The following is a 12,456-nucleotide window of genomic DNA, read 5'->3' on the forward strand; positions in this document are numbered from 1 at the left end:
GCATGCTAAGCCCTGAAGAGTGGAGCGCCTTGTATCTGTCGGCTAAGGTTGCCATTTGCGCCACTGTATTTTGCTTACCATTTGCTATAGGGCTGGCATGGGTTTTGGCGCGCTATGAGTTTCATTTAAAATTTTTGGTCGAAGCACTTTTACAAATGCCAATGGTGCTGCCGCCGGTGGTTCTAGGATATTTGCTATTGGTGCTGTTTGGTTCAAATGGCTGGATCGGCAAGATGCTAATTGAATGGGGAATTCAGCTGGTTTTTAATTGGAAAGGCGCCGTTTTAGCATCGATGATTGTGTCATTTCCGCTGATTGTGCAGCCGATCCGTTTGTCTTTTCAAATGATTAATCAGCAGCTGGAGCAGGTTGCAGGCTCACTAGGCGCGCATCCGTTACGGGTATTTGCATCAATTAGCCTGCCGCTGGCATTGCCGGGCATTTTAATCGGGAGCATTTTAGGATTTAGCCGAAGTTTAGGCGAATTTGGCGCAACCATTACCTTTGTGGGTAATATTCCTGATGAAACCCGAACCATTCCAATTGCTATCTATTCGCTGATACAGCAGCCCAATGGCGAAGAATCCGCAATGCGTTTAGTGATCCTTTCACTGCTGGCGGCTTTTGGCGCATTGATTGCCAATTATTATATTTTACAGCGCTATCAGCGAAAACTCGGAGCCGGCCATGCTTCAGTGTGATTTTCAGTTTCAATATGCAGATTTTCAATTGCAGGCTCGGCTGCAGATGCAAGAACAGCTGCTTGGCATTATGGGGCCATCAGGCAGCGGCAAGTCTACGCTGCTGAAAAATTTGGTTGGTTTGCTGCAGCCGCAGCAAGGTTATATATCGCTGAATCAGCGTGATGTGTTCGATACGGCGCAGAAGATTAACGTGCCGATGCATCAACGCAGTATTGCGCTGATTTTTCAAAAAGCATGGATTTTTCCGCATATGAATGTGCAGCAAAATCTGCAATATGCGGAGAACTTAGGCGCTCAGGAAAATGCGAAATTTAAATTTGAGCAAGTGACTAATCTGCTTGAGTTACAGCCACTGCTCAAACGGCGGGCGCATGAACTTTCTGGCGGTGAGGCGCAGCGCGTTTCCATAGGCCGGGCATTGCTGTCACAGCCTGATCTGCTGCTGTTAGATGAACCGCTGACAGGACTGGACCGCAGGCTGAAAGATCAAATATTGCCATTTTTAAACACGGTGAAAGAACAGTCAGCGCTACCGATGATATATGTCACGCATCATGGCGATGAGTTAGATTATTTAAAAGCCCATATTTTGCATCTAGAAAATGGTCAAATAAGTTTTTAAATAAATATAAATTATATAAGTAATAACAGTGAATTAGATGAAAAAATGGCATTAAGCTGCATCTTAAAGTTTTGATTAGAACTATGAAAAACTCATTTTCTAGATTAAATTGTTACAAAACAAGGGAGAACACAGCGTTTTCCCTTTTTTATTCCTAATGATCTTGGAAATAATGATTTGTACGACTGACCGTGCAGACAGGGAATCTAATCGATGCATGATGATAGCTTAGCCACACATAATTCAACTGCAAAACTGGGTGCAGGGCTATCTAATCGGCATATTACGATGATCAGTATTGGTGGGGTAATTGGTGCTGGACTATTTGTTGGATCATCTGCTGCTATCGCAAAAGCAGGTCCTGCCGCTGTTCTTGCTTATATTACTACCAGTATTTTGGTTTTTTTAGTCATGCGAATGTTGGGGGAGATGGCAGTAGCTCAACCTGACACAGGCTCATTTTCAACCTATGCGAGAAAAGCCATAGGGCCTTGGGCGGGCTTTACCATCGGATGGTTATATTGGTGGTTTTGGGTTTTAGTTATTCCTATTGAAGCAATTGCCGGTGCAGAAATTTTGCATGCATGGTTTCCATCAATATCCAGCGCTGTATTTGCGACATTCTTTATTGTGCTGCTCAGTTTAGCCAACTTTTTTAGTACTCGAAGTTTTGGTGAGTTTGAATTTTGGTTTTCTTTGATAAAAGTCTTGGCTATTGTGATTTTTATCGCCATTGGACTCACCGCAATATTTGGATTTTGGCCGTTAGCACCTGATGTGAGTGGTGTAGAAAATTTGTTCAAAAATGATGGATTTATGCCAAATGGCTTGGGTGGCGTACTTTCAGCAATATTGATTTCAGCATTTTCATTCTTTGGCGTAGAAATATTATCGATCGCTGCAGCAGAATCAAAAGATCCTGAGCAAAAAATTAAACGCGCAACCAATTTAGTGTTGTATCGGGTCATCTTATTTTTTGTGGTTTCAATTTTTATAACGGTTGCACTGGTAGATTGGCGTTCACCGCAATTACAACAATTAGGCACCTTCCAATATGTCTTGGTCAGTTTAAATGTCCCTCAATCAAAATTGATTATTGATAGTGTGGTATTTATTGCAGTTGCAAGTTGTATGAATGCCGCACTTTATAGTTCATCAAGGATGCTATTTTCATTGGGGACACGTAAAGAAGCTCCTCAATGGGTCACATCCATTAATGCCTCTGGTGTACCTGCTATTGCTGTATTTGCATCGTCTGTAGTTGGCTTAATTTGCTGTGCAGTCAATTATTTATTTCCAGGCCAAGTATTTGGATTTTTACTGTCTACAACAGGTTCAATTGCCTTATTGGTTTATTTAGTGATTGCATTTTCACAGCTTAAATTGAGAACACAAATCGAAAAAAATGGAACTGAAATTGCGTTTAAAATGTGGCTATTTCCATGGCTCACATGGGCAGTCATTCTGGTGATCTTAAGTGTGCTGATCTATATGTTTTTATCTCCAGCCTACAGTTATGAGACTTCATTGTCCTTAGGTGTTACGACATTGGTAGTTCTCTGCGGCTTAGTTGTGACAAGAAAAGCTAAGTTGAAGAATGATTCAGAACTGAATTAAAAATAAAGGTTTCGCTGATAAAAATCGTAATCATGCACCAATGGATTGTCTTTAGAATGTGTCATGTTAGGGGATTAATGCGAATGCCTTACGTTATATCTCTATGGCAATTCATTTTTAAGATGAATTCAAAGATTCACTTGACCTTCGACCGACTCCAAGCTTTATAATCGTTAAAATTTTCTTGATTGATGGAATATGCGTTCTGCGACATGGATAACAGTCTTAGTTGGATTGTTCATGTTCCAAAGCCTTTGGAACGTGGCAGCTGCTTTCTGTGTGCATGAAGAGCAAACCCCAGTTTTACAAAGCTATCACTTTGGTCATCATCAAAATACCTTATGCGTCAGCAGTGAAAAAAATCTAAAGCATTCATTACATCAAGCATCTGATGAATCTAGTAGCAAACCCATCAAAAATACGGCTAACGATCTGCAACTTGGTGAAGATCATCAAGACCATTTGCCGTCTATGACGCATTTGATTGTACAAAATCCACAATCGATTCTTTTTATTGCACATCAGGCCTTTGAATATTCGCCAAAATTTGTTTGGAAGAATCTTTATCAAGCCCCTGATCTCTTACTGCGAACACCTCCTCCTGTTTATGCCCCGCTAATGGCGGGGTAGCCTAAAACATTCCCGCCACTTTTTTTAATAAATGAGTGGGAAAAATCATGTCTTTATATTTTACGGCGTTTATACGTCTAGGTTTAGCTGTCGGTATTTCGACGGCCTTACAAAGTACTTTTGCAGAAAATGTCAGCAGTTTTGAATCTGCATTTGCCAAAGTACAAAACTACCAAGCCCAAACAGATATTTGGCAACAACAACAGCAAATCTCTGATTTTAATATGCGCCAAAGCAAGCTCTGGCAGAACCCAAGTCTATCGATTGAACAAAATGGTTTTGGTAACAATCAAGATCAAGAACTCAGTATCGCAATCAGCCAACCACTGGATGTATTCGGTCAGCGTAAAATCAATCAAGCACTCGCAAGTACCTCTGCACAGCAAATACAGTTGCAACAGCAAATTTGGAATGCACAAAGTCAGTTGATTGTGAAGTTTGCATGGTCACAGCTAGCCATCGCTCAAAATGAGCAATCGATTTACGCTACACAGCTCAAACTCAGCAAATCTAATTTGGACAGTGCACAAAAACGTTATCAAGCAGGCAGTATAGCTTTGGTGGATGTGGAGCGTGCTCAAATTGAAGCTTTGGAAATACAACGTCTATACCAACAGGCGTTTTTAAAACAGCAAACTGTGGCGCGTCAGCTTTCTAATTTATGGGGTGAAACCACCTCGCAAATCGCGTTGAATAACAGTGTTACACCGTGGCCTGAACAGAGCCAAAGTTTAGTTGAGCGTAATTTATCGGAAGGCTGGTTACAAAAATTGTATGCCTTGAATATTCAGCAGGCAAATCAGCAAATTGAACATTTAAAAGTACAGACACGTCCAAACCCAACCCTAAATATGGGCATGTCACGTACCAAGTCTCCAACAGATACCAATGATACGGTCTTGGTACTTGGTGTGGATATTCCGCTCAATATTTTTAACCGCCAGCAATATGCCATTCCAATGGCGCAAAAACAGCAAATTTTATTAAATCATCAGCAACAGCGCGAGTTAAAACAGTAAGTTTTGGACATCGCCAACAGCATTCACCAGCTTAAAGGTCTACGTACGCAGTTTGATGCCACAGGCAGTCAGATTGGCTTGGCTGAAAAGGTTCAAAACCGAACTTTGCAAGGTTTTCAGGCAGGGAAATTTGCCATTACAGATGTACAGCAAACCACAAAACAACTCCAAGACCTTCGACTTAGCCAAATACAAATTTTGGCGCAGGCTTGGCAGAGCGCACTCAGTGCTGAAGCCCTAAGTATTGGCACTAATTATGAAGAAATCAGCCGTTCAGATGCTTATAGCCAACTAAATAAAAAAGCCATTGAAGCATCCCAAACCCTCATCAACAGCGCATCAGCACAATAAGGCAGTTAATCACATGAAAATTAAACAAGATGGAAAAATTTCACAGCTTTTGATGATTGCAGTTTTGATTGGCTTAACGCTGATGCTGTGTACTGCTATTTGGTTAAGTACAAACAAATCCGATGCAGATAAAACTGAGAGTGAGGGAGAGCATAACGAGGCTAATGATAGTGATGCTGAAGCAGAACATGCGGAAGAAGGTGAACTGCAACTCACCGCTCAACAAATGGTGGAACAAGGTATTAAAATGGCGACTGCGGAAAATGGTCTGGTCGAAAATATTATTCAATTGCCGGGTAAATTGGCGGTCAATACAGATCAGCAGGCACATATTTCCCCAAATTTTAGCGGACATGTCGAGCAAGTCAGTGTGGCACTCGGTCAAACCGTACAAAAAGGGCAAACTCTAGCTGTGCTTTCTGTGCCTGAATTAATTGATCAGCAAGCTAATTTGCGTATGGCAGAAGCCAATTTAGATTTGTCTCGCCAAGATTATCAGCGTGAGCAAAAGCTATGGTCTCAAGGGATTTCTGCCAAACAGGACTTTCAGCGTGCTGAAAATGCCTATCGTCAGGCTCAAATTAGCGTACAGTCGACACAATCGCGCTTGCAAGCTTTGGGCGCGAATAGCGGTCAAAACGGACGATTTATCATTCGTGCGCCTATTGCAGGTGTAATCAGTCAAAAAGATATTGTTGTAGGTGAAAATGTGCAATTGGCAGATCAATTGTTCACCATTGAACAGCTAAAAGATTTGTGGCTAGAATTTAACTTAACTCATCAATATTCCGCACAATTACAAACGGGTCAAAACGTCTCTTTCAAAATCAATGGCTCAGATCAGCTCTATAGCGCAGAGGTACAAAGCCTGACGTCAAAGGCAGATGTGCAAACGGGACGCTTGGTGGTACGTGCCAAATTAAAACAACAATCTGCTGAGCTTCGCCCGAATGTGATGGTCAACGTGCTATTGGCAGATTCAGGTACTAAAAATGTATTACGGGTGCAAAAGTCCGCCGTGCAAAGCATAGAGGGTAAAGACAGTATTTTTATTGTTGAATCTGAACAAAAAGGTCAAGTGCATTTAAAAGCGCAAGCGCTAAAACTTGGACAAGCATCCAGTGATGGGCAATGGCTAGAAGTGATTTCGGGTCTTGATGCAGGGCAAAAGTATATTTCCCAAGGCAGTTTTTTACTGAAATCGGAACTGGAAAAAGACGAGGCTGGCCATGAACACTAATTCAGAGAATCCGAACACAAATTTACCAAAGCCAGCAGGTCTATTCGAACGCATTATTCAGTTTTCAATTCAAAATGCAATTTGGGTGATGCTGTTTGTCTGCACATGGATTGCCGTCGGGATTTACAGTTATCAAAAACTGCCGATTGATGCAGTACCTGATATTACCAACACCCAAGTGCAAATTAATACGCAGGCCAATGGCTTTACAGCGTTAGAAGTTGAACAGCGGATTACTTATCCGATTGAAAATGCGATGGCAGGTATTCCAGATTTGGAGTTGACCCGTTCTATTTCCCGTTATGGCCTGTCACAAGTCACGATTGTCTTTAAAGACGGTACGGATATTTACTGGGCACGTCAGCAAATTAATCAGCGGGTACAGGAAGTTCAGTCGTCATTGCCAGCTCAGGTTTCTCCGACGATGTCGCCAGTTTCGACAGGTTTGGGCGAGATTTATCAATGGGTGCTGAAAGCAGAACCCAATGCAAAAAAAGCAGATGGTACGGCATATAGCGCGATGGATTTGCGTGAAATTCAGGACTGGATTGTGCGTCCGCAATTACAGCGTGTACAAGGTGTTGCCGAGGTCAACAGTATTGGTGGTTTTAATAAAACCTACGTGGTTTCACCTGATTTAAACCGCATGCAACAGCTGAACCTGTCATTAGAACAATTACAGCAAGCGCTTACAGAAAATAATGAAAACCGTGGTGCAGGATTTATTGAGGAAAATGGTCAGCAGTTAACAGTTCGAGTGCCGGGAACCTTAAACACCATTTCAGATATTGAAAACACCATGATTGACAGCCCAAATGGCAGTCCAATTCGTGTGGGTGATATTGCACAAGTATCGATAGGGCATGATTTGCGAACAGGTGGTGCAACCTATAATGGGGAAGAAACTGTTTTAGGTATTGCCATGATGGCCATGGGACAAAATAGCCGAACTGTCTCGAAAGCTGTAGATGCCAAAATTAAAGACATTCAAGCCAGCTTACCCAAAGGGGTAAAAATTGAAACAGTGTATGACCGTACCACATTGGTGGAGAAAGCTATTAAAACCGTTCAAAAGAACTTGGTTGAAGGTGCAATTCTGGTCATCATCATTTTATTTATCTTTTTAGGTAATATCCGTGCCGCTTTAATTACTGCCTGCGTTATTCCACTTTCAATGTTATTTACCTTAACTGGCATGGCACAAAAGAATATCAGCGCGAACTTGATGAGCTTAGGTGCGCTGGATTTTGGGATTATTGTTGATGGTGCAGTGGTGATTGTTGAAAACTGTATACGACGTTTAGCTCATGCACAGCAAACGTTGAAACGTCCATTAACGCAAAATGAACGCTTTAAAGAAGTCTTTTTGGCTGCACGTCAGGCACGCCGTCCGCTGATATTTGGACAATTAATTATTTTAGTGGTGTATTTGCCAATTTTTGCTTTAAGCGGTGTAGAAGCAAAAATGTTCCATCCGATGGCATTAACTGTGGTATTGGCACTTGTGGCAGCGATTATTCTGTCTATTACATTTGTACCTCCTGCTGTAGCGCTTTGGGTAAAAGGTGAAATTAAAGAAACAGAAAGCCGTTGGATGACTTGGCTGAAAAAACAGTATCTTCGAATATTAAATACAGCTTTTCATTACAAGGCTGTGGTGATGACTTTTGCACTGTGTTTACTGCTCATTACTGGGCTTTTAAGCACCAAAATTGGCAGTGAGTTTGCACCACAGCTGAGTGAAGGTGATTTTGCAGTTCAACTGATGCGCTCACCAAGCACAGGCCTAGAAGAGTCATTAAGAATGCAGGAAAACGCTGAGAAACTGCTGTTGAAAAAATTTCCAGAGATTCAGGCTGTATTTGCTCGTACAGGTACGGCAGAAGTGGCAACCGATGTAATGCCTCCGAACATTTCCGATGGTTATATTATGCTTAAACCACGAAATGAATGGCCAAACCCTAAAGAAAGTGTGGATGAACTGCGTGGCCGTATGGTGGCTTATGTGGCTACAATTCCAGGTAATAACAGTGAGTTTTCCCAACCTATTGAACTGCGCTTTAATGAGTTGATCTCAGGTGTGCGTAGTGATGTGGGCGTTAAAATATTTGGCGATGATATGCAAGTGCTCAACACAGAAGCCACTAAAATCGCCAAAATTATGCAGCAAGTTGCGGGGAGTAGCGCCGTAAAAGTTGAACAAACCGCAGGATTACCTTTATTAAATATTGAAATAGATAAGGCTTTGGCTGCGCAATATGGTTTAAGTGTTAAATCTATACAGGATACTGTGGCAGCCAGTGTCGGTGGACAAAGTGTAGGGAAGATTTTAGAAGGTGATCGCCGTTTTGATTTTGTTATTCGTTTAAATGATCAAGATCGTAATGTAAGTACGATTTCACAACTACCGTTAAAGTTGCCAAATGGTGGCAGTATTGTACTCTCAAATGTTGCCACAGTCTCTAATGTAGATGGGATCAATCAAGTCAGCCGTGAGAATGGTAAACGCCGTATTGTAGTAACTGCCAATGTTGAAGGCCGTGATTTAGGTTCTTTTGTGGCGGATATGCAGACTCAGCTGAAACAATATGCATTACCAAGCGGTTATTGGATTGAATATGGCGGTCAATTTGAAAACCTTGCATCAGCCAAAGCAAGAATGCAAATTGTTATTCCTTTAGCACTACTAACCATCTTTATTTTATTAATGGCAGTATTTCATAATGTGAAAGAAAGCCTGCTGGTCTTTACTGGCGTACCCTTTGCCTTAACGGGCGGTGTACTGTTTCTTTGGTTTAGGGATATTCCACTTTCGATGTCGGCGGGTATTGGCTTTATTGCACTCTCAGGCGTTGCTGTGCTAAATGGTCTAGTCATGCTGACCTTTATTAAAGAGCTGAGGAACAAATATCCATTACATGAAGCCGTATGGCAGGGTGCTGTACTTCGATTACGCCCAGTACTCATGACCGCCTGCGTTGCCTCTTTAGGTTTTGTACCAATGGCTTTGGCAACAGGTACAGGTGCAGAAGTACAACGACCTTTAGCGACTGTGGTGATTGGCGGTATTCTTTCTTCCACCTTACTGACCTTGGTGCTATTGCCCGTGCTCTACCGCTGGCTGAATACAGCTCGATCTAAATAATCTAGACTAATCAATCAAGATTAAAACGATATTGCATTACCCCATACGATTCATTCATTAGACAGAATGGATCGTATGGACTCAGGATCCATCAATATTTAAAATCAGCAAATCAGCATAAGCCGATATTCACCTGCATTTTCAACAGGTGCGCGGTGCACACAAGGCAAAACTGGCTGTGTAGGATGATCCACCGCTAAACGCCAAAGATGACCATTGCCTAGATTTACAGGCACAGCATTTTCTTTGAGCTGATAATGTAAATCAAAAAAATATTCCGCTAAAAAATCATCAAATTCTGAGGTAGGGCCATCGTACAAATCTTTAAGTTGTTCTCGTATTTTAGGAATTAAGATTCTTTGTGTCACTTGATCATTTGGCACAATATCACTGGAAGCACCATAATATGTACATAAAAAGGTATCGGTAGCGATAGGTGATCGATCGACATGAAAGGAATAAACATCGGTTGAGATGAAATCGAATTCATCATCTCGTTCATAACATTTGAGCAAGTTCAACGAAGGTGATGCACCAAATTCTGTTAATTGTTGCAGATCATTTAAAATAACTTCTCTGGCTAAATGGCCTTGCGATGAAAGTGTTAACTTCATCAGATCATCTATAGAAATTTCGGTTATATTTTCAATCAGTTCGAGTTTTTCGACTATTTCTTTAAAGTCACCTTGTATGCTGCGTTGCCAGCAAAGCGCATTCATTTGACCTTCGAAATGACTATGAATCAATTCAGAAAATGTAGTGACTACACCAATTTGAGGATGCTGGGAAAAAGTATTGCTCATAATAGGGATCAATTTAAATCTGAGGCGAAGATACTGCGTACAAGGAAGTGCTAGAAGGATTAAGCAGTTTTATTTTATCTTAAACCATAAACTGCTATACAAAATTATTCGAGCATAGGCATTCATCGTTACGCTTTCTGTTTGGCTTTTTGGCGTAAGACATACAAATATAAGCTTTCTACTTTTTCACGTGCCCAAGGTGTAGTACGTAAGAATCGTAGTGATGATTTAACGCTTGGATCTATGCAAAAACATCTAATTTCAATTTTGCGGCTTAAGCCTTCAAAACCACCGTAGTAATCCAATAATTCATCCAAGATGTCAGCAAGTTTTTTGCCGTGTAAAGGGTCATTGGAGGTGCTCATATTAGATCAATCATATTTTGGGAGACCATTATTATAACCTGAGCGAGTTGAAAAAATGAGAGGGTTTGAATTTAAACATCAGGAACGTCAGATTCGCCAATTGATAAGATTCTGATTTCGGCATAACGTATATTATGTTCATTAGCGTACTCGGCATCGTGAATGATAATTTTACAGATTCACGATGTCGAGCTGTGGCAACGGATGCGTTGTGTAGGCCACAGTCTTGGATATGCTATTTAACATAATATATATTATACGAAATAGTATAATTAAGACTTTGATATTTAATATTTTTTAATTTATTGGTGCTTAAATCTTTCATCTGTGTAACAAACTTGATTTGTTGCTCTTACACATCAAACATATTTTGTGCCGCCAAGATCCTACGCAATACTGACAATATTATTTGTCCTGCTACAATCCTCAGACAAGAAAAAAGCCATAACAACGATTGCTATGGCTAATTCACATTAATTTCTATATTTAAATCAGCCTACTGTTTACCTGATTTTTGATTTATGAAGATTTAATTTCTTTACTGCTAAATGCTTTTGTTTTTTGCTCTATTTGATCCGGCTTTAAAAATGACGACGCAATAATCGCAATCACTGCAAAGCCTGAAATATAGGCAATAATTAAATTGGGGCTTCCATCACCAATACTCAACAATTTCGTCGCGATTAATGGAGCTAAACCACCACCTAGCACGCCTGCAAATTGAACTGAGATTGAAATACCGCTATAACGTATTTCTGCTGGAAATTGGCGTGAAAATAACTGTGACTGCGGCGCATACATCAAAGGAAAAACTACGCCAATACCAATCACAATGGCCGTCCAAACCAATACAGGATCCTTGGTATTTAACATTGCAAAAAATGGATAGCTGTATAAAGCCAGTACGCATAAACCAAATCTGAACATGTTTTTTTGCCCAACTTTATCAGACAAATGCCCAAAAATTGGCGTAATGACCATGATGACCGCAGCACCACAAATCGTTGCAAACAAAATGTCTTGTCTAGGAATATTTAGCTGTGTGGTTGTATAGGCTAAAGCAAATGTCGATGCTAAATAGAACCAAGCATTTTCAGCAGCTCGAGATAAAATAATCGTAATCAACTGCTTAGGATGATTTTTAAACACTTGTTTTGCTGGAACTTTAATTGTTTCGGTTTGAGTTTTAACTTTTTCAAAGTCTGGTGACTCAGGCACTTTCACTCGAATATACCAACCTACAGCCAGTAAAATAATGCTGGCTAAAAATGGCAGACGCCAACCCCAGCTAAATAGTGCTTCTTCAGGCAACATTGAGACTAAGCCTAAAGCTACCGAAGCGAGCAATAAACCACCACCTGTACTGGCTTGCGGTAAACTTCCCCAAAAGCCTTTTTTACCCGCTGGCGCATGCTCTACCGCCATGAGGACTGCTCCGCCCCATTCTCCACCCATGGCCATGCCCTGTATAAATCTTAAAATAATTAAACAGACCGTTGCCCAATAACCAATGGTTTCGAAAGTCGGTAACAACCCAATCATCACCGTTGGAATACCCATCAACATTAGTGTGACCAATAACATTGATTTACGACCAATTTTATCGCCGAAATGACCAAAAACAATTCCACCAAGTGGTCGACCAATAAAGCCAACAGCATAAGTGGCAAATGCTGCCAATACGCCAGTTAATGGATCAAGATTTGGAAAGAAAAGTCGATTGAAAATGAGTGCTGCGGCAGCACCATAGATAAAAAAGTCATACCATTCGATGGTTGTACCCACCATGCTGGAAATACCTGCTAAACGATGCGAAGACTTAGCTGGTGGAGCTGTGTTTCCCTGTACATTTTGCATTGTTATCTTCCTTATTCTGCAAGATATTTCTATGTTGCATTTTCACGATGCTTGATTTGTGTGATGATTTTCTTCATGAAAATCAATATTTTTAGATCTTATA

9 protein-coding genes and 1 pseudogene are annotated in these 12,456 nt (G+C 40.9%); 7 read left to right on the forward strand and 3 right to left on the reverse strand.

Features of this window, described 5'->3' with window-relative positions:
* Positions 1–2 precede the first annotated feature (2 nt).
* The 7 genes and pseudogenes from modB to FTU17_RS09285 all read left to right on the forward strand — a co-directional run bounded on the left by modB (position 3) and on the right by FTU17_RS09285 (position 9,328).
* Complete coding sequence (modB, locus tag FTU17_RS09255; RefSeq protein ID WP_180054735.1) at positions 3–701, forward strand: molybdate ABC transporter permease subunit; 699 nt, start codon at positions 3–5, stop codon at positions 699–701.
* Entirely contained in the window at positions 688–1,326 is a 639-nt protein-coding gene (locus FTU17_RS09260) for an ATP-binding cassette domain-containing protein (protein ID WP_180135194.1), read from the forward strand. The genes modB and FTU17_RS09260 overlap by 14 nt, the downstream gene beginning before the upstream one ends.
* Positions 1,327–1,539: 213 nt before the next feature.
* On the forward strand, positions 1,540–2,943 hold the full coding sequence (locus FTU17_RS09265) for an amino acid permease (RefSeq protein ID WP_180135196.1): 1,404 nt from the start codon (positions 1,540–1,542) through the stop codon (positions 2,941–2,943).
* 198 nt (positions 2,944–3,141) lie between these two features.
* Positions 3,142–3,573, forward strand: coding sequence for a cation efflux protein, CzcI-like (locus FTU17_RS09270; RefSeq protein WP_218955543.1), 432 nt, complete (start codon positions 3,142–3,144; stop codon positions 3,571–3,573).
* A 47-nt stretch (positions 3,574–3,620) separates the two neighbouring features.
* Positions 3,621–4,943 (forward strand): annotated as a pseudogene (locus tag FTU17_RS09275) (TolC family protein).
* Between the two features lie 13 nt (positions 4,944–4,956).
* Entirely contained in the window at positions 4,957–6,183 is a 1,227-nt protein-coding gene (locus tag FTU17_RS09280) for an efflux RND transporter periplasmic adaptor subunit (protein WP_180135198.1), read from the forward strand.
* On the forward strand, positions 6,173–9,328 hold the full coding sequence (locus tag FTU17_RS09285) for an efflux RND transporter permease subunit (protein WP_180135200.1): 3,156 nt from the start codon (positions 6,173–6,175) through the stop codon (positions 9,326–9,328). Before FTU17_RS09280 ends, FTU17_RS09285 begins: the two co-directional genes overlap by 11 nt.
* A 104-nt stretch (positions 9,329–9,432) precedes the next feature.
* Here the strand turns inward: FTU17_RS09285 and FTU17_RS09290 are convergent, their stop codons facing one another.
* From FTU17_RS09290 to FTU17_RS09300, 3 genes are all read right to left on the reverse strand, one after another.
* A complete protein-coding gene (locus FTU17_RS09290) occupies positions 9,433–10,131 on the reverse strand; it encodes a DUF1826 domain-containing protein (protein WP_180059947.1) in 699 nt (232 codons plus the stop codon).
* Positions 10,132–10,259: 128 nt separating this feature from the next.
* On the reverse strand, positions 10,260–10,496 hold the full coding sequence (locus FTU17_RS09295) for a VF530 family DNA-binding protein (RefSeq protein WP_078193741.1): 237 nt from the start codon (positions 10,494–10,496) through the stop codon (positions 10,260–10,262).
* A gap of 519 nt (positions 10,497–11,015) precedes the next feature.
* On the reverse strand, positions 11,016–12,353 hold the full coding sequence (locus FTU17_RS09300) for an MFS transporter (RefSeq protein ID WP_180135202.1): 1,338 nt from the start codon (positions 12,351–12,353) through the stop codon (positions 11,016–11,018).
* Positions 12,354–12,456: the final 103 nt, after the last annotated feature.

It is taken from the genome of Acinetobacter sp. YH12070 (assembly GCF_013419625.1).
GTDB classification, from domain to species: domain Bacteria; phylum Pseudomonadota; class Gammaproteobacteria; order Pseudomonadales; family Moraxellaceae; genus Acinetobacter; species Acinetobacter amyesii.

Coding starts and splice junctions, on each gene's coding strand:
- modB (WP_180054735.1), top strand. CDS start 3: ATGCTAAGCCCTGAAGAGTGGAGCGCCTTGTATCTGTCGGCTAAGGTT.
- FTU17_RS09260 (WP_180135194.1), top strand. CDS start 688: ATGCTTCAGTGTGATTTTCAGTTTCAATATGCAGATTTTCAATTGCAG.
- FTU17_RS09265 (WP_180135196.1), top strand. CDS start 1,540: ATGCATGATGATAGCTTAGCCACACATAATTCAACTGCAAAACTGGGT.
- FTU17_RS09270 (WP_218955543.1), top strand. CDS start 3,142: ATGCGTTCTGCGACATGGATAACAGTCTTAGTTGGATTGTTCATGTTC.
- FTU17_RS09280 (WP_180135198.1), top strand. CDS start 4,957: ATGAAAATTAAACAAGATGGAAAAATTTCACAGCTTTTGATGATTGCA.
- FTU17_RS09285 (WP_180135200.1), top strand. CDS start 6,173: ATGAACACTAATTCAGAGAATCCGAACACAAATTTACCAAAGCCAGCA.
- FTU17_RS09290 (WP_180059947.1), bottom strand. CDS start 10,131: ATGAGCAATACTTTTTCCCAGCATCCTCAAATTGGTGTAGTCACTACA.
- FTU17_RS09295 (WP_078193741.1), bottom strand. CDS start 10,496: ATGAGCACCTCCAATGACCCTTTACACGGCAAAAAACTTGCTGACATC.
- FTU17_RS09300 (WP_180135202.1), bottom strand. CDS start 12,353: ATGCAAAATGTACAGGGAAACACAGCTCCACCAGCTAAGTCTTCGCAT.